The sequence below is a fragment of the Dactylosporangium sp. CA-152071 genome, from assembly GCF_050936335.1.
In the GTDB taxonomy this organism is placed as follows: Bacteria; Actinomycetota; Actinomycetes; order Mycobacteriales; family Micromonosporaceae; genus Dactylosporangium; species Dactylosporangium maewongense.
Genome location: NZ_JBNJMZ010000005.1, coordinates 1 through 16,659 on the forward strand (window position 1 = coordinate 1; position 16,659 = coordinate 16,659).

A 16,659-nucleotide genomic window follows, 5' to 3' on the forward strand; every position below is an offset into this window, starting at 1 on the left:
CCCCTTCATGGGAGATCACGAAGTCCATGCCGTCGGCGAGGGGAAGAACGGCATCAACGACCCAGCCGACGGAGTGCCAGAGGCGGCCGCCGTCGCGGGTCTCCAGCTCCCACCCGTCTGGGCCTCGCCTCAGGCGGTAGCGCAGGAAGTCAACGAACATCGCGGGTCGCGGGTCCGGGGACCACGACTCGATGACGGTGATCCCGCCGTCATGGGTGTGCCCGGGCGTCCAGTTGCCCGCCGCCGGCCCCAATCGGCTGTCGCTGCCACGGGTGTACCCGGATCGGGCCTCGGCCTGCAGGGTAGTCAATGGCGGCTGGGTAAGCCGGGCGGCGGTGGCAAACGGCATCGGGACCGCGATCCGCTGGAAGAGCGCGCCGGAGTTGCGCTGGGGGTTGGTGACCGTGCGCAGGTACGTCCAGCCGCGGCGACGGTAGTAGTCGTGCAGCTGCTCGTTGGCCTTCCAGGCGTCCAGGCGCAGGTAGGTGCAGCCACGGCGATACGCGAACTCGCCCGCCCATTCGGTGAGCAGCGCGCCGAGCTCGGCGCCGGCGCGGTCGGTGCGTACTGCGAGTTTCGAGAGGTAGGCGGCCGGTTCGGCGCATTCCTGCGGCGTCCAGAAGTCGGAGTCGCCGCGCAGCTCGACAGTCACGGTGCCGATGGGCTCGTCACCGTCGAGCAGGAGCCAAACCTGGTCGTTGTTGAGCGTGGCAGGGATCTTGTCGTGCCACTGCTCCCAGGTGGACCACTGGTCGGACCCCTTGGCGCGTAGCCAGGCGATGCGCTGCGTGAGCAGCTGCATCACCGTTTCGAGGTCTTGGTGGCCAGCCTGGCGCACAGCCAGGGACGAGGTCATCGGGTCCACTTCCGCTCGAAGGTCCGGTCGAACACGATGCGGTGCAGATCGCCCGGCAGCACGTTGACTGTGCAGCGCACAGGACGATCGTCCGCGGTGTAGCCAGTCACGTAGTGCAGTGCGACAGGGGTTCCCCGGGACAGGTCAAGCCTGTGGATCTGTTCGGGGGTCGGCATCCGGACGAAGATCTCATCAACGGCCCTGACCTGCGGATACCCGAGGTCCGCCAGAAGCTGATTCGTACCGATCGGCACGTCGGCCGGCGACATGATCGGAGTGTCCTTGACGATGTCGAGCGGGTGGTGGCTGTCGTTGATGTTGACCGGCTGACCGTTGATGAGGCGCACCCTGCGACGCGCGACGACCAGGGCGCCCTCTTCGACCTGCAGGCGCGAGGCGATGTCCGGGGTTGCCTTGACCAGCGCAACGTCGATGGTCTGGCTTGGTTCGCGGCCCTCAGCGCTGACCTGGTTGACAAATGTGTCCATCTCGGGCCGAGCAGCGGGTCGGGACTCCTCCTGCGGCCGGTAGTCCATCTGCTCGCGCTTCCGGACGAAGTGACCGAGAGGGCGCCGGCCGACCACAAGGCCTTCCCGCACCAGCTCCATCAGGCCGTTTCGGGCTGTCTGCCTGGCTACGCCCCAACGTTCTGCGAGCTCATGCTCGGTCGGCAGCTGAGCGTCAGGCGGTAGGTCGCCAGAGACGATCTGCGCACGGAGCTCCGCTGCGATGCGCAGGTACGCCGGTGTGTTGCTCGCTCTGGGCCCGTCCACGCCTTGAGTTCTACCGCCTTGATCGCGTCTTTGTCTAGCCAATGAGTCAATACCCCTTGACGGCGGTCACAGAGAGGCGCAACATCGATACAAGCTCATTGTCTAGTGAATGTGGCACACCACATGAACGGACAAAGCGTGGAGGTCTCGGTGGGATTGCCGCCCACCGAGACCTCCCTTACCCGGGTCGCCACCAGCAAAGGAGAAACGACCCATGCTCAGTGTCCTACCTGTTGAGCGCAGAGAGCCGGGCGACCCGCCTGCGGCTCTCGAATTCGACGAGGCAGCGCTCCTCAACGTCCCTGACCTGTGGCTCCGCTCCAAGCTCGCCGACGAGGTCGTCGCCCAGCTCGCCGCCGCGGCCGCCGTGGTGCGGAAGATCCGCGCCGAGGCCGTCCGCGAGCTGGTCCACAACCACGGCGCGAAGCAGCAGCAGGTGGCCAGCCACCTGAAGAAGAGCCGCCAGCGGATCCACCAGATGATGAGCGGGCGCCAGAGCAGCGGCGACCGCGTTCGGGCGGTGGCGTGATGGCGACGCTGACCCTGTCCTCGGCGCCGGCGGCGGTTGACCCGTCCGACGCTGACCTGCTGAACAGCGCGTTGTCGCTGTTGTCGGCGGTTCCCGGTCCGCGGCTGACGCAGCCGTTGTCGGACCTGCTGGGCTACGTCTGCTCGATCAAGCTGCTGGACGGCGCGGCTCGCGCGGTGCAGCTGGAGCAGCTGCTGGCGGAGTACCTGCACGAGCGGCACGCGCTGCTGCGCACTGCCGACACCACTCCCGCTGGCGTGGATGCCTGGGCCGCGCGTGCCCACATCGACGTCGTGCGTGCCGCGATCATCTGCTGTGCGCGCCGCCTGGGTGGTGGTGCCCGATGAGCACGTTGGCGATGGCGGCGGCCTCGGTGGGCTCGGCGTTGGCGCTCGGCGCCGCGGTGGGTGGCGCGGGTGCGTTCATCCTGGGGCGTCGGTCGATGCGCGGGCAGCTGGAGAAGCTGCGCCACGAGCGGATCTCGGCGCAGGTCGCGGCGAAGACGGACTGGCTGACCGGCCTGTGGAACCGGGCCGGCTTGATGCAGGAGCTGAAGGACCGCGTTGGCGGGATCGTGTCGGAGTCGTCGTTCGGGGTGCTGCTGATCGACCTGGACGGCTTCAAGGAGGTCAACGACTCCCTCGACCACGACGCCGGCGACGAGGTCCTGATGGTGGTCGCGGAGCGGCTGCAGCGGATCGCTGACGGCGCGGTCGACGGGTACGTGGCCCGGCTCGGCGGGGACGAGTTCGTCCTGGTTGTCGAGTCGCCGGCGCCGGCGTTCACGCGGCTGCTGGCCCGTGAGGTGGTCAAGGCGGTCGCCGAGCCGATCAACATCGACCTCTGGACCGTGCAGGTCGGCGCGAGCGTCGGCATGGTGCAGGGGCTCATCGGCAGTGACGTGCGGGAGCTGCTGCGCAGCGCGGACGTCGCCATGTACGAGGTCAAGGCGGGCCTGGGTGAGAACGGCGTCGCCGAGTTCGACCCGGTCCGGGAGGTCGCCGACGTCTGGGCGGGTCACCGGCCGAAGACGCGGCTGCGTGAGCTTGCCCGGCAGGCCCGGGAGGGCCTCGGCGTCCGCGCCGGCCGCAGCGGGGTGATCGCGTGAAGACCGCGACGCGGGGCCACCTGCGGGTGGTCGTGACGCCGGAGATCGCGGCGGGTCAGCAGGTCCCGGCTGGGCTGTGGCGGCGTGCCGCGCAGCACGACTGGGCGACCTGCGACGTGTGCCGGCTGCCGGTCGACCCGGCCGGGGTGATCCCGGAGCAGCCGCAGCGGCACCTGAGCTGCGTGTGCGAGGCCTGCAACGCGCCGCTGGGCGCCGACGACGTGCGCTGGCACCCGCAGTGCCGCCCGACGGACCCGGTCCGGAACCTGCGGCTCATCGGGAGGCGGCCGTGACCACGCTGCGCGAGCCGGCCGCTGGGCCGGCCCTGTTCGACTGGCGGGACCAGATGCTGCGCCCGCCGAACGTGGAGTTGGTGATCGGGCCGATGCAGCTGGCCTGCCCGATCGACGACGTGATCTTGCTGCCTCGCACGGGTGGCTGGTACTGCCCGACGTGCTTCGGCGGCTGGAACAGCGACGGCCGCGGCGGGCAGTGGCTGGCGATCCGCAACACGGTGCTGCGCACCGCCCAGGAGCGTCAGGAGCGGCACCTGCGCCTCGTGCCCGCCGACCTGGACGACACCGGCGACACCGGCGACATCGACGACATCGACGACGGCATCGACGTCGACGGGGGCGGCGACCAGGTCGACGTCGTCGACGCGCGGGCGGCCGCGGCCGCCCGGCTGCGACGGATCGACCGGATCACGGCGGCGTCCGTGGCCGGCGGTGTGCTCGTGGCCGGCGCGGTCGAGCTCGGCCGCCGGCTGCCGCAGGGCCTGGTGCCGGAGCAGGCGCTCTGGACGGCGATCGCGGTGGTCGGTGGCGCTGAGGCGGCCGCCGTCGTCGTGGTGCTGCTGCTCAACCGGGTCGCCGCCCGTCGGGCGGCCGCCGTCGGCGAGCTCGTCGACGAGGACCTCGGCGAGGACTTCGACGGTGGGGACGCGGGGAGGTGCCCCGATGGCGCATGAGGTGCTGCGCGAAACCTTCGGCGTCTCGGCGAACGGCCCGACGGGTTGGGCGTCGGAGAAGGCGCCTTGCCGTCGATGCGGCACGGGCACGCAGGGGCGGGACAAGCGGGGCGCGATCCACGGGTCGTGCCTGGATCTGGAGCTCGGGGAGCAGCTGACCGCGGAGCGGTTCGGCGGGCGCACCGAGGTCGTGGAAGAGCGCTACAAGACGGGAGGTGCGCCGTGACGGCGACGATGACGAACGGGGCGCGGTTCACCACGCTGCCGCTGTCCAACGCGCAGCTCGGCGCGCCGGCCAGCGTGACCAGTGCGCCGGCGACTGCGGCGGGGCGTGGGTTGTCCGGGCAGCAGCAGCTCGACAGCGAGCTGGCCGACACGATCCGCCGCACGTCGTACATGCGGCAGGTCTTCTACTTCGTGGTCCTGCTGGTCGCCCTGGCCGGGCAGGTGTCCGGCGCGGTCGAGGCCCTCGGGATCCCGCTGCTGTGGGCGATCCCGGCCGTGGGTGCCCTGGAGCTGGGCGGCATCGTCGTGCTGGCCAACGCCGACGTGCGGCGCCGGCTCGGTGAGCGGGCCACGGCGTCGCGGGTGCTGTCTGCGGCGATTGCCGGGTTCGCGGTGACGTTCAACTGGTTGGCGCACGACAACAAGTTGTTGGCGGGGTTCTTCGCCGGCATGTCGGCGCTGGGCTACCTGGTGTGGCTGATGCACACGGAGAACCAGCGCCGGGACCGGCTGCGGGCGACGGGTGACCTGCCGCCGACCACGCCGGCGTACGAGTTCGTCGGGCACTGGCTGCGGCACCCGTGGATCACGCTGCGGGCGAAGAACCTGGCCAAGGCCAACGACCGGCTCAACCTGTACACGTCCCTCGCCGCGGCGCGGGCGGAGAAGCGCAAGGAGGTGCGCACCAAGGCGATCTCGAAGGTCCTGCACCGCAAGATCCGCGCCGCGGTCGACCCGACGACGGCGGACATCGCGGTCGCCGTCTACGACCTGGACGAGATCGCGGTGCGCCTCGCCGACGGCGCCGACTACGACAGCCTGACCGGGCTGATCGCCGCGGACCTCGCCCCGGCCCGGCTCACGCCGGCCACGGCACCGACCCAGGAGCCGATCCAGGAGCCGGCCCAGGTTCCGGTTCGGGCGGACGCGACGGTCGGCGGCCCGGGCGGTGGCTCGTTCGCCGGCGGGACCCTGCCGGGTGGTACCGCGCTGGCGCTGCCGGGCGGTACGACGGTGGCCGGTACCGGTGCGGTCGGTGAGACCGGTACCGGTACGGATGCTGCGGCGGGTACCGGTACTGGCCGCGCCGGTACCCGCTCGCGCAAAGCCGCCTCGGCGGCGGGCACGGCGAAGCCGCGCACCGGTACCCGTACCGGCGGTGCTGCGGGTGCCGGTGCCGGTCAGGCGGCGGCGCGGGCGCTGTGGGACGAGCGGATCAGTACCGGCGGCGCGCTGCCGACCGCGGCCGAGCTGACCGCGGTGGCCGGGGTGAGCGCCGAGTCCGGGGTGGCCCGCCGGTGGCGGCGCACCTGGATGGAGGAGCTGCAAACCCGCGTCGAGCTGGTCCCGGCCGACCTCCCGGCGGAACCGCCGGCGTCCGGGCCGCTGACCACGGAGTCCCTCATGGACGCCATCTCCGAGGGCCTCCGCGAGGTCCGCACCGCCCGCGAGGCCGACGACGAGGCCGGCCCGGCTGACGGTGCTCCGGCTGCCCCTACGAGTCCTGAGCAGGAGGAACACACCAATGCGGTCTCTTGAGGCGCTGTTCGCGGCGGTCGTGGTCGGCCTGCTCGTGCTGCTGCTGGTCTGGCGTCTCGGCGCCGACCTGGTGATCGCGCCGACCGGCGCGGCACTGCTCACGTTCCTCGTCGTGCTCCTGCGCTCCGGCGCAGGTCACGGCCCGTCCCTGCGCCGCCCGGTCCTGCGCCGGCGGATCCGCTGAACAGGAGTACCTGACATGGCACTCGACGCCAAAATCATCCTCCCGCCGTGCGACTTCAGCGACGACGAGGAGTTCCTGGCCTGGCTGGAGGTCTGCCGACTGACCGGCATCAAGGCCAACGACGAGACGTCGGAGAACGCGGCATACGTGTACGCGAAGCTGCGCCGGTACGCGAAGTCGCGGGGCCTGGGCGGTTTCGCGGCGGCGCGTACCGCCCGGTCGGTGTCGCTGCCGATCGCACGGGCCGCCGACAGCATGGGCAACTTCAGCGGCTACATGCGCCTGGCCGGACGCCGGTTCGAGGCGTTCGTCGAGGCGGTGGAGCGGCCCCAGAACCGCGGTACCGCCGACTTCCAGATCAAGGGTTCCCGGAGGTAGTTGTGAGCAAGCGAGGTGCTGCTGCCGCCATCGGTCGGGGTGCCGCGACCACGGTCCAGGGCAACCCCTGGCCGTACGCGGTACCGGCGATCGGCGCGGTGGTCAATCTGGTCATGTCCGGTGTGCTGTCCATGCTGTGGGGCGCCTACTCCGGGCACCCCACGGTGTGGCAGACGGCGTGGCGCAGTGCGCTGATCATGGGCGCCTCGCTTGCCATCATCACCGTGACCTGGGCGGCGGGCCGGGCCCGCCGCGACAAGGTGCTGCGCGCCATGTCGATGCTGATGTCGTGCGCGTCGTGCACCGGCCTGTTCGTGCTGACGTTCCACGGCTGGACCGTCGACCTGGTCATGGTCTACGTGATCGTCATGGCCGTGGCCTGCATCGGGCTGGCGATCGTGCGGCTGCTGCGCGGTGACGGCAACGACGCCGGCAAGGGCCACCCGTTCGGCGAGGTCGCGGAGCGGGTCAACGAGCTCAAGGCGGTCGGCTCGCTCGGCCCGGCGAAGGTCATCGACGGCACCGTCACCACCCGGGTGCGGATGGAGCCCGGCGTGGAGTTCGCCGAGCTGCAGAAGGTACAGGGCAGCATCGCCACCCTGGTCCCGACCAGCAAGAACAACGTCCGCATGATCCCGGATCCGGAGCGGCCGGGTGAAGGCGACCTGGAGATCACCGCGCACGACCACATCTCCAAGCCGCCGGCGTGGCCGGGGCTGACCGCGCCCGGGAAGTCGATCGCCGAGCCGGTGCACCTGGCCGTCTACGGCAACGGCCGGCCTCTGCCCTTCTTCCTGTTCGGCGACTCCAAGCTGCACCGCAACGCCATCGGGCTGCTCGTCATCGCAGGTCAGCCCGGTGCTGGCAAGACCGAGCTGATCCTGTCGCTGGCCGCTGAGGTCATCTCCCGCAACGACGCGGACCTGACCGTCATCGACGCCCGCAAGGGCGAGCAGCTGCCGGACTGGCTGGTGCGCGGTGCCCGAGTCATCACCGACATGGACACCGCCGAGTCGTTCATCGCCCGCCTCGTCGACCGGGTCGCCAGCAGGGCAGGTGAGCTGGGCCGGCGCGGGTTCAAGCAGTGGACGAAGGGCTGCGGCATCAACGCCGAGGTGGTCCTGCTCGACGAGGCCGCCAAGCTCGTGGCCAGCCGGAACGAGGAGGAGATGGTCGAGCTGGCCGAATCGGTCCGCTCGGTCGGCATCCTGCTCGTGCTGGTCCAGCAGCGGGTCACCGTCGACCGGCTGCCGTCCAGCGTGAAGAAGGCCCGCGGCGGCTCGATCTGCATGGGCGTCGCCGACGACAAGGAAGCCGCACGAATCCTGAGCGAGACGACGATGAACGCCGGCGCGTCGCCCGGCTCGCTGGGCAACCGCAAGCCGGGCTGCCTCTTTGCCGAGCTGCCCGGCATCCCTGAGGAGGACTGGTCCCGAATGGCCCGCACCTACCTGCCCCCGGCGCCGGAACAGCTCGCCGCCGCGGTGGCCCCGTTCGTCATCACCGCGGCGCCGGCCGCGCCGGCGAGCCCGGCGCCGCGGCCGCCGGCTCGCCCGGCCGGACCGCGCCGCACCTCGGTTGACCTGCTCGGAGAGGAAGGCGAGGTGCTCGACGACGAGCCCGACGTCGACGAGAAGGGCGACCCTGACGAGCTGGACCTGCGCGACGACGACCCGGAGTGCCGCCCGGAGCAGGCCGACCCGGAGATCCAGGAGGGTGGCGACCCGCGGGCGCCGATCCAGATGCCGAAGCACGGCCCCCGGATCGCGTTCTCCGTCACCTCGCCCAGCGAGCGGTGGACGAAGGCGCAGCTCATGGAGCTGATCCGGGACACGCTGCTGGACGCGTTCGAGCAGGGCAAGACCCGGTTCAAGCCCGCGGACCTCGGTCCGCTGGTCGAGCACGTCGGCCCGGACAACCTCAAGCCGCCGCGCCTGTCGGGCTACCTGGGCGAGCTGTGCCAGCCCGGACCGGACCGGCTCTTGCGCCGGGACCGGGACAACGGCTGGTATGTCATCGACCCGCCTGAGTCCGATCGTGCGCTCGTGGGCGCAGGGGCGAACACGTAAAGTCACGGGCGTCCGCACGTACTTCACGCACTTCACGCGTTTCACGTGCGGGCGCCGATCGCCCCTCTACGTGCGCGCGTGCGCGACCGCAGAGGGCCGTGAAGTTCGTGAAGTCCGTGAAACGTGAAGTCCGTGAAGTTCGTGAAGGTCGACGGAAGGTGACGAACATGGGGTGGTGGCGCGAGGCGTCCCGAGGCGCGGCGCACGAGTTCGGCCGCCGCCACTACCGCCTGTTCGCCGGCGCGGCGCTGCTGCGCTCGACCTGGCGGGTGCTGCTCGTCGCCGTCGTCCTCATCGCCGTCGTTGCCGGCGGGTGGGTCCTGCTGCACCGCGGCGCCACGGGTTCCTCCGTCGCCGCGTCCGCCGGCCTGCCCGACGGCACCGACCTGATCGACCTGACCGCCGCGTGGGTGAAGCCCACGCTCGTCGTCGCCGGCGTGGTCCTGGTCCTCATCGTGACCCGGCTCGTCTGGCGCCGCTGGGGCGTCATCCTGCGCATGTACTGGCCGCTGGGCGACGCGGCCGCGGTCGCCCTCTACGCCGGGCTGCTGCTCGGCGGCGCGGCCGCCGCCTGGGTCCTGCTGCCCTAACCGGCCGCCGGGCCCAGGCGGGCCCCCTCCGGGCATCCCGCCCGAGGGCCGCTCCACCCAACCGAGAACACACGTACGCGAGCCCCAGCAGCGTCTGCGGGTCATCGTGAGGGAGAAGCCTGCCCATGAACAGCCCATACAGCCCATACATCAACCGCCCGACGATCATCGACGACGGCGCCGGCGGGCAGCAGCTGCCCGCCTGGCTGATCCGCGACGCCGGGGCCTTCCCGGACGTGGCCGCCGCGGCGACGCTGCTGAACCGCGTGGCCGCAGACATCACCACCCGCGCCGACGCGGTCGGCCTGCCGGTGAACATCGCGCTGAACGACGTGGAAGAGGTCGTCTCGGAGCTGCTGCTCATCGGCCGGACCTGGTCCGGCGCGCTGCCCCCGGACTGCGCCGACACCGGCCTGCGCCGGCGGCTGCAGAGTGCGGCGTTCAGTTTCCTGGTTGTCCTCGACCAGGACGCCAGCGCCGGGCCGGTGCGGCTCTCGCCGCGCGACGAGCCGCACATCGACCTCGGCGGCCGCGACCTGCACGAGCTGTTCGGCACCCCTGGCCTGCAGTACCACGACGACCCCCACGAGGAGCAGCTGCTCGGCGCGCTGCAGCAGCTCGTCGACGAGCACGCCACCCAGGACGGCCCGCTTGAGACGGTCGTCGGCCGGTTCCTGACCGCCCTGTGCCAGCTGCTCGCCGAACGCTACGAGGTGCGCCTCATCGACACCGACAACGGCGAGCACGTGAGCGCCCGCGACGACGTCGCCGGCGAGCTGCCCGCCGCGTTCGCGGCCGCGTGGGCGGAGGTGCACAGCTGATGCGCGGCCTGTTCGAGCTCAACGGCGCCGGCGACCCCGACGGGGTCGTGTGGTCGGTTGGCAGCCGCGCCGACCACCTCGCCGGCACCGCCCGGCTGCGGCTGTTCCGCACCGACCGCGGCAGCCGGCTCCGGGCCATGTTCGGGCTGCAGTACGTGGACCTGGCCCAGGACTGCCGCTACGCCTGGCAGTTCACCGGCCGGCCCTGGTTCCTGCTCGGCCTGGCCGCGAGCCTCGCCAACGTCCTCGTCACCTTCCTGACCGCCGCGGCGATCGTGGTGGCGCTGGGGCTGGCCTGGCTCGGTCAGCCGGTCCGGCTGTGGATCGCGGCCGGAATGGCGCTCGCCTTCGTCAGCACGGTCAGCGCCGCGATCGCCGAACTGTTCGCGCCGCAGCCTGCCGACGTCGGCGCCGGCCCGCTCACCGACCCCCGATGACCTCCCTTTCTGCCGCGCCCGCTGGCAACCACTCCGGAAGGACGACCACCGTGACCATCACCGAACCCAACACCGCCCAGAGCGGCGCCCCGCTCGACCTGCAGGTGGAGCTGACGCTGCGGGTGGCCGAGTACGAGCAGCTCAAGGCTGAGCAGCGGGCCCGGATCGAGCGGCGGGACCACCTGGTCTACGCGACGCTGACCGCGATCGTCGCCGCGGTGGCGGCTGCGGCGCAGGTGCCGCTCGCGCTGCTGCTGCTCGCCCCGGCCGTGCTGATCCTGGGCTGGACGCATCTGATCAACGACCAGAAGATCTCCGCCGCCGGGCAGTACCTGCGCGGGCCGCTGAGCCGGCGCCTGGCGGAGCTGACCGGCGGTGACACCGTCGTGCTCGGCTGGGAGTTCGCGCACCGCGCCGACGAGCGTCGGGAAGAGCGCAAGGCCATCCAGCTGCTGGTGGATCTGGCCACGTTCGTGGCGCCGGCGTTCCTCGGGATGGTCGGCTACGTCGCGCTGGGCCACCCGCCGCTGCCCGTCTGGGGCACCGTCCTGGTCCTGCTGATCCTCGCCGGCCTCGCCGGGAACCTGGCGGCGCAGCAGCTCGCCTACGCCGACGTCGACGCCCTCGCCGGCGGGCCGCGCGGGATGTGGCGGCGCGCCCGGGCCAGGCTGCACAGCCGGGCCTCCCGGACCAACCGTCGGCTGCCGTCCGGCCGCTCATAGCCGCCGTCGCACCCCAACCCAGCCGCCCCGGGCCACCACAGGCCCGGGGCGGCTTCGTGTCCGGGCGTGGCAGCCGGGCGCCCTCGCGCTCGGGCCGGTTGGCCAATGCGTCCGCGGCGGTTGCCCAACCGGTTGGGCAACCGGCACGAGGCCCGGCCCGGTGCGGCGGCACTGCGTGGACGACCGGACCACGTCCCACGCCACGGTCGGCGGCAGCGCTGCTCTGCCTGCGCCGGCGCGGGTTACTGCCCGAAACGAGGGGCAGGGCCTCGGACGTCCGGGCCGCGGCGCCCAGGTCACGATCACCGCACCTGATGGGGTCCAGACCCGGGTGGCAGGGCGGGCATACCCCCGGGCGTACCCCTAGGCGGCAGAAGCCGGCCCAACAGGCACCCAACCAGCCCCAACACCGCAGGTGGAAGGCCATGACCGGCCGCAGCCCCCGAACCCGACATGCCCTTGTGGGGGACATCTCCCGACCGGGGGTACGACGCTTACAGGCCGATGGTGGGGCCGCGGTCGATCGTGGGGTGCTGCTGGTACTCGTGGGCGGGCGCCTCCCTGCGCGCGGCGGCCTGCTGGGCGGCACGCTGCTGGGTGCGCACGACGTCACGGTCGGCAGCCTCAACCCGGGCCTGCAGGGGCGGCATGGCGGCCCGGGTGGCGGCCTCGCCGCGCAGCGCGTCGGCGCGTTCCTGCCAGTTGGCGGTGTGGCGGGAGGTGAGGTCGGCGCGGCGGCCGGCGGCGCCGGCGGCGCTGACGTCGAGTTCGCGGGCGGTGTTGGTGTACTCGGTCCAGCGCTGCTGCAGGTCGCGCAGGTCTGCGGCGGCGTTGGGGTGCGCGGCCGCGGTGTGCCGGTGCTGGGCGGCGGCGGTGCGGGCGCGGCCGTGGTCGGCATCGGCGGCCACGGCCGTGTCGCGCAGAGCGTCGATGCGGGTCTCCAGTTCGGCGCGGCTGGTGCCCTGCAGGGCGAGGGTGAGCCGGGAGCGTCGCTGTTCGGTGCGCAGGTCGGCGATCTCGCGGCGGGCGGCCGCGGCCGCCGCGGCGGCGGTCTGCGCGGCCTGCTCCGCGTGGCGCAGTTCGCCGGCGGCGGCCGCCGCGGCGGTCAGCTCGTCGCGGTGCTGCAGCAGCTGCTGCATGGACGGCCCGTCGCCGGCGGCCGCGGCCGCGGCGGCCTGCTCCGCGGCGGCCCGGTCGGCGTCGGCGAGGCGCTGGTTGAGGTTCACGGCCTGGGCGGCGGCGCTGATCTCGGCGGCGAGTTCGCGGTCGGTGAACCGACCGTTGGGGCGCTGCCGCCAACCCGCGAACGCCGCGGCGTCGGCCGCGGCGGCGTTGGCGCCGGCGGGCACGCGCCCGACCGCCGCGGCGGTGGTCTGCTCGGCCCGGGCGGCGCGGTCGGCGAGGCTCGTCGACGCTGTCTCCGCAGTGCTCGTCTCCTCCGGCTCGGCGGTCCCAGCGGTCCCAGCGGTCCCAGCGGTCGTGGCGTGCAGCTGCCTGCTGAGCCGTTCGCGGAGGCCGGCGATGTCGCGGGCCAGCGCCAGGACGTCGGCGTGCTGCTGCTCGACCGTCGCCGGCGGCCGCAGCTGCAGCGGCGCCTGGGTGATCGTGTCGGGGTCGATCGCGCCGATGGTCCGGACCGGGTTCTGGCCGAGCTCGTCGAGGACGAGCCCGTCCGGCCGGTCGCGTTCCAACGCCGCGGCGTACGCGTCGACGGCGCGCTGCCGGGCCTCGCCGGGGGTGGCGGGGGTGCCGTGGCGGGCGCGGTCGCTGTCGTCCTCGAGGACGTCCAGGGCGAGCCACAGGTCGACGCGTTCCCGGTCGCGTGACATGGCCGGGTACAGGACGTTGGCCTCCATCCCGGCGCCGTACACGAGCGCCACATCGGACGTGAGGCCCTGCGCTTTCGCGGCGGTGATCGCGTAGCCGAGGGTCACGCCGCCGCGGCTGATGTAGTCGCCGGTGACCCACGCGTCGACGAGCTGCGGCCCGTCCGGGCCGGCCTGCCGCCACTGGATGCGGGCGCGTCCGTCGTCCGGGTCGAGGTCGAGGATGATGCCGCGGAATCCGTTGAGGACGTCGACGCCCTGGCGGCGGCGGTCGTTGATGCGCAGCAGCACCTGGTCGCCGACGCTGAGGGTGATGCTGCTGCCGTCGCGGCGCTGGTAGGTGCCCTCCGTGCCGGGTAGTTCGCCGGCGTCGACGCGGTGCTGCCGGGCGAGCCGGTTGAGCTCGTCGACGTCGCGGTTGCGGTGCGCGAGCATCAGCAGCCGCTCCGCGCGGTCGTGCGGATCCGTCCACTCGGTGCGGGCGTCAGCCCACGCGGCGAGCATCTCGGCGTGGGCGTCGCCGGCGCTGCCGGTGACGTGGACGCGGCCGCTGTCCGCCCACGACTGCAGGGCGGCGCGGCGCTGCTCGGCCCGCCACGTCGCCAGGGCGGCGCGCTCGACCTGGTCGCGCTGCCGCCGGTTGTCGCGCAGCTGCAGCCCGTCGACGAGCTCGTGCACGGCGGCGAACGTGCCGCCGACACCTACCGCCTTCAACTGCTGCGGGTCGCCGATCCCGATCACCTTCGTGCCGGCGCGGCCGGCCGCCTGCAGCAGGGTCGCCATGTGCCGGTCGTCGACCATCGCGGCCTCGTCGACGACCAGGACGTCGACGCCGGCGAGCCCGTCGCCTTCCTTGATCCGCAGCAGCCAGGACGCGATCGTGCGCGACTCGATGCCCGCTTCGGCCTGCAGGTTCTGCGCGGCCACGGCGGCGGTGCTGGCGCCGGCGACGACCTGCCCGGTCGCCTCGTACGCGGCGCGCAGCGCCGCCATGATGGTCGTCTTGCCGGCGCCCGCGACCCCGACGACGACGTCTACGCCGTGCCCGGCTGTGGCGAGGCGGGTGAGCACGGCGCGCTGCTCGTCGCCGAGCCGGAACCCGGCGCCGACCTCGAACAGCACGACCGCCCGCGCGAGGACGTCGGCCGGGACGACGGCGTACCCGCCGGCGTAGCGCTGCCGGGCCGCGGCGAGGACGGCGCGTTCGGCGTCGACGACGTCGGTGCTCGAGTAGCGCTGCGCGTTGGACATGTGGGTCGCGCCGGCAGGCGGGAGCGGGACCGCGACGTCGACCTGCAGCACGGCGTCGGTGAGCCGGTCGGCCTCGGCGAGGCCGGTCACCCCGTGCGGGACGGCGTCCATGACCGCGGCCAGGACGTCGGCGCGGGTGACGACTTTGCGGTGCCCGGTGAGCCCGTCCTCGGGCCGGAAGACATGCGCCGCGATCTCCTCCGGCGCGATCGCCTGCGGCGTGACGGCGACGGTCGGCTGGACGTCGGGGCCGGGCCGCGGACCGTCCGGGCCGACGCCGACGCCGGCGCCTGCACCGCTCGGGTCCGGGCCGGGCATCGCCGCGGCGACGAGCTCGGCCGGGTCGAACCCGGCAGCGTGCGCCTGGGCGTGCCAGTCGGCGCGCAGATCCTGCCCATTCCCGCCGCGCAGTTTCGCCTCCCGCAGCTTCGCGGCGAGCTGCTTCAGCTGCTGCGGCGTCTGCGAGTTCACGTCCACGCCAGCGGCCGCGAGGACGTCGTTGAGCTGCCCGGCGCGCTTGGAGAACGCGGTGCGCAGCTCCGTCGGGACCTCGGTGATCTCCCACGCGCCGGTGCGCGGATCCCGGGCCCACCGCACCCCCCACCGCTCCTGGGTGACCGCCCGGAGGCGGGCCTTGACGAGCGCATCGGCGGCGGACGCGTGCCGGTGGATGTCGCGGCCGCCGGCGCCGATCGTGGACCACTCCCCGTCCACGCCCTTGACCATGTTCATCAGGGTCACGTGGGCGTGCAGGTGCGGGTCGGGGGCGTGCCCGTCGACCGGGCGAGCGGTGCGGTGCACCGTCATCCACCCCAACAGGCCGGTGCCGTCGACGCGTTCGGCGGTCTCACCGTCGCCGTGGTGGCCGCGCATGCCGTACCCGGCCCACCGCTGCATCGCGGTCACCGTCTCGCGGACCGCGTCGAGGTAGACGTTCTCCAGTTGCTCCGCCACCTCTGGCGACGCCATGGCCATGAGCACGCTGTACGACTTCGGCAGGTCGAGGGTCACGTCATAGCCGCGGTTGCCGACGACCACCTTGGCGTCCTGGAACTGCCGGGCGACGGCGAGCTGCTCGCCGTCGTAGACGTCCTCCAGGCGCACGCCGACGGCGTCGGCGAGGCGCTGCAGGTCGCGCACCGGCGCGCGGTGCACGACCCCGCTGCGGGCCCGTGGCGTCACGCCAGCGGCCTCGGTTCCGGTCCCTGCTGCAGCGCCGGCGAGGCCTGCGGCGAGTCCCTCCGTGCGGCCTTCCTCGCGGGCGAGGCCGCGCTGCAGGCGCCCGTAGCGGGCGACCAGCCGCGGCTTCTGCAGCAGCTTCGCCGGCGTCGTGTCGGCGGCGGCCGCGGCCGCGCGGATCGCGTCAACGAGCGGGCCGGCGGGCAGCTTCCCGCGCGGATCCACCGCCTCCTTCGGCTTCACCAAGACCTTGCCGGTGCCCGGCTCGACGCCGTCGGCGAGCGCCCGGGCGGCCCTTTTGCCGTCCTCGTCGAGCACCGTGCCGGGCTCGATCCCGACCTCACGCAGCCCGTCGCCGACCCATTCCAGGAGCCGGTCCGATTCGAGGCGGTACTCGACCTGACCGTCGCCGTTGGTCAGCGAACAGCCGGCGTCGGCGTCCAGGCGGTACTCGATCTGCTCCAGGGACGGGCCGAGCGTCGTCACCCAAGCCATCGACGCTCACCTCCGTCCACCTGCCGATTCGTATGAAACCGAACGTTTTCGATCTTGATCCTGTATCGAAGATACCTTGGTACTTCCTTTGTTTTTGATCTTTGAGGTGTGATCTAGGGCAGAGGCTACGTGCGAGGCGTTGCCGGCGCCCTGTGGGCGCTGGTAGCGCCTGCACGTGCCTCGATGCAGGGATGGGCAGGGTGTGCGGGCCTGCAGGGCGTGTACGGGCCTGACAGGGGGCTGGCCGGGGTGTACGGACCAGCAGCGGCGTGGAGCCGAGGGCAAGCGACCCGGACCGCAGCGCCGCCAGGCGCGAGGACCGGAAGCGCGCGGCAGCCGGGCGCCCCAGCCCCGACGGCGTCCGCCACGCCGGCGCCCGTCCCGCCTTACACGCACGAGTGCCCCCGCCAGGCTCAAAGGCCCGAACGGGGGCACTCGGTCTTTGCCTTGCGCCGAACTAGCGCTGCAGCAGCCACATCACGATGATCAGAATGATCTGCACGACGACGACCTGCCGCGCCTTGAACCTGACGACAAGATCCACCACGAATCACCTCCCTCGACACGCGTCGGCCGGACAGCCGTGACGGGAGGACAAGAGCCGCAATTTCGTGTGCGTTCGAGGTTGCCGCCTCGAACGTGCAATGCGACTCCCGTTTCCAGTCGGGAATGTCAACGACGGGCCGCGCGAGGTGGTGCGTCACAAT

At 72.6% G+C, this 16,659-nt stretch carries 17 protein-coding genes; 14 read left to right on the forward strand and 3 right to left on the reverse strand.

Going from position 1 to position 16,659, the window contains the following annotated elements; all coding sequences use genetic code 11:
- The coding region (locus tag ACQEVZ_RS60580) for a GNAT family N-acetyltransferase (RefSeq protein WP_433386418.1) at positions 1-856 on the reverse strand (856 nt) is incomplete at its 3' end.
- Positions 853-1,629: a GntR family transcriptional regulator gene (locus ACQEVZ_RS60585; RefSeq protein WP_433386420.1), complete on the reverse strand. Its 777-nt coding sequence runs from the start codon at positions 1,627-1,629 to the stop codon at positions 853-855. The genes ACQEVZ_RS60585 and ACQEVZ_RS60580, both read right to left, overlap by 4 nt.
- A gap of 214 nt (positions 1,630-1,843) precedes the next feature.
- Here ACQEVZ_RS60585 and ACQEVZ_RS60590 point away from each other — a divergent pair, with 214 nt between their 5' ends.
- The 14 genes from ACQEVZ_RS60590 (at position 1,844) to ACQEVZ_RS60655 (ending at position 11,201) form a co-directional block, all read left to right on the forward strand.
- A complete protein-coding gene (locus ACQEVZ_RS60590) occupies positions 1,844-2,158 on the forward strand; it encodes a hypothetical protein (RefSeq protein ID WP_433386422.1) in 315 nt (104 codons plus the stop codon).
- Positions 2,158-2,505, forward strand: a complete 348-nt coding sequence (locus ACQEVZ_RS60595) for a hypothetical protein (protein WP_433386424.1) — start codon at positions 2,158-2,160, stop codon at positions 2,503-2,505. Before ACQEVZ_RS60590 ends, ACQEVZ_RS60595 begins: the two co-directional genes overlap by 1 nt.
- Complete coding sequence (locus ACQEVZ_RS60600; RefSeq protein ID WP_433386426.1) at positions 2,502-3,266, forward strand: GGDEF domain-containing protein; 765 nt, start codon at positions 2,502-2,504, stop codon at positions 3,264-3,266. The genes ACQEVZ_RS60595 and ACQEVZ_RS60600 overlap by 4 nt, the downstream gene beginning before the upstream one ends.
- A complete protein-coding gene (locus tag ACQEVZ_RS60605) occupies positions 3,263-3,559 on the forward strand; it encodes a hypothetical protein (protein WP_433386428.1) in 297 nt (98 codons plus the stop codon). The genes ACQEVZ_RS60600 and ACQEVZ_RS60605 overlap by 4 nt, the downstream gene beginning before the upstream one ends.
- Positions 3,556-4,236: a hypothetical protein gene (locus tag ACQEVZ_RS60610; protein ID WP_433386430.1), complete on the forward strand. Its 681-nt coding sequence runs from the start codon at positions 3,556-3,558 to the stop codon at positions 4,234-4,236. The genes ACQEVZ_RS60605 and ACQEVZ_RS60610 overlap by 4 nt, the downstream gene beginning before the upstream one ends.
- On the forward strand, positions 4,226-4,462 hold the full coding sequence (locus tag ACQEVZ_RS60615) for a hypothetical protein (RefSeq protein WP_433386432.1): 237 nt from the start codon (positions 4,226-4,228) through the stop codon (positions 4,460-4,462). Before ACQEVZ_RS60610 ends, ACQEVZ_RS60615 begins: the two co-directional genes overlap by 11 nt.
- Complete coding sequence (locus tag ACQEVZ_RS60620; protein ID WP_433386434.1) at positions 4,459-6,000, forward strand: hypothetical protein; 1,542 nt, start codon at positions 4,459-4,461, stop codon at positions 5,998-6,000. Before ACQEVZ_RS60615 ends, ACQEVZ_RS60620 begins: the two co-directional genes overlap by 4 nt.
- Positions 5,987-6,184: a hypothetical protein gene (locus ACQEVZ_RS60625; protein WP_433386436.1), complete on the forward strand. Its 198-nt coding sequence runs from the start codon at positions 5,987-5,989 to the stop codon at positions 6,182-6,184. The genes ACQEVZ_RS60620 and ACQEVZ_RS60625 overlap by 14 nt, the downstream gene beginning before the upstream one ends.
- Before the next feature lie 15 nt (positions 6,185-6,199).
- Positions 6,200-6,562: a hypothetical protein gene (locus tag ACQEVZ_RS60630; RefSeq protein WP_433386438.1), complete on the forward strand. Its 363-nt coding sequence runs from the start codon at positions 6,200-6,202 to the stop codon at positions 6,560-6,562.
- 2 nt (positions 6,563-6,564) lie between these two features.
- Positions 6,565-8,631, forward strand: a complete 2,067-nt coding sequence (locus tag ACQEVZ_RS60635) for a hypothetical protein (protein WP_433386440.1) — start codon at positions 6,565-6,567, stop codon at positions 8,629-8,631.
- Between the two features lie 167 nt (positions 8,632-8,798).
- Positions 8,799-9,221, forward strand: coding sequence for a hypothetical protein (locus tag ACQEVZ_RS60640; RefSeq protein WP_433386442.1), 423 nt, complete (start codon positions 8,799-8,801; stop codon positions 9,219-9,221).
- Positions 9,222-9,346: 125 nt separating this feature from the next.
- The gene (locus ACQEVZ_RS60645) at positions 9,347-10,042 is read left to right on the forward strand and encodes a hypothetical protein (protein ID WP_433386444.1); all 696 of its coding nucleotides are present in this window, start codon (positions 9,347-9,349) and stop codon (positions 10,040-10,042) included.
- Positions 10,042-10,479: a hypothetical protein gene (locus ACQEVZ_RS60650; protein ID WP_433386448.1), complete on the forward strand. Its 438-nt coding sequence runs from the start codon at positions 10,042-10,044 to the stop codon at positions 10,477-10,479. The genes ACQEVZ_RS60645 and ACQEVZ_RS60650 overlap by 1 nt, the downstream gene beginning before the upstream one ends.
- A 50-nt stretch (positions 10,480-10,529) precedes the next feature.
- Complete coding sequence (locus ACQEVZ_RS60655) at positions 10,530-11,201, forward strand: hypothetical protein (protein ID WP_433386450.1); 672 nt, start codon at positions 10,530-10,532, stop codon at positions 11,199-11,201.
- Between the two features lie 494 nt (positions 11,202-11,695).
- Here the strand turns inward: ACQEVZ_RS60655 and mobF are convergent, their stop codons facing one another.
- On the reverse strand, positions 11,696-15,952 hold the full coding sequence (gene mobF / locus ACQEVZ_RS60660) for a MobF family relaxase (RefSeq protein ID WP_433386452.1): 4,257 nt from the start codon (positions 15,950-15,952) through the stop codon (positions 11,696-11,698).
- Between the last annotated feature and the right edge of the window lie 707 nt (positions 15,953-16,659).

Coding starts and splice junctions, on each gene's coding strand:
- ACQEVZ_RS60590 (WP_433386422.1), top strand. CDS start 1,844: ATGCTCAGTGTCCTACCTGTTGAGCGCAGAGAGCCGGGCGACCCGCCT.
- ACQEVZ_RS60595 (WP_433386424.1), top strand. CDS start 2,158: ATGGCGACGCTGACCCTGTCCTCGGCGCCGGCGGCGGTTGACCCGTCC.
- ACQEVZ_RS60600 (WP_433386426.1), top strand. CDS start 2,502: ATGAGCACGTTGGCGATGGCGGCGGCCTCGGTGGGCTCGGCGTTGGCG.
- ACQEVZ_RS60615 (WP_433386432.1), top strand. CDS start 4,226: ATGGCGCATGAGGTGCTGCGCGAAACCTTCGGCGTCTCGGCGAACGGC.
- ACQEVZ_RS60625 (WP_433386436.1), top strand. CDS start 5,987: ATGCGGTCTCTTGAGGCGCTGTTCGCGGCGGTCGTGGTCGGCCTGCTC.
- ACQEVZ_RS60630 (WP_433386438.1), top strand. CDS start 6,200: ATGGCACTCGACGCCAAAATCATCCTCCCGCCGTGCGACTTCAGCGAC.
- ACQEVZ_RS60640 (WP_433386442.1), top strand. CDS start 8,799: ATGGGGTGGTGGCGCGAGGCGTCCCGAGGCGCGGCGCACGAGTTCGGC.
- ACQEVZ_RS60645 (WP_433386444.1), top strand. CDS start 9,347: ATGAACAGCCCATACAGCCCATACATCAACCGCCCGACGATCATCGAC.
- ACQEVZ_RS60650 (WP_433386448.1), top strand. CDS start 10,042: ATGCGCGGCCTGTTCGAGCTCAACGGCGCCGGCGACCCCGACGGGGTC.
- mobF (WP_433386452.1), bottom strand. CDS start 15,952: ATGGCTTGGGTGACGACGCTCGGCCCGTCCCTGGAGCAGATCGAGTAC.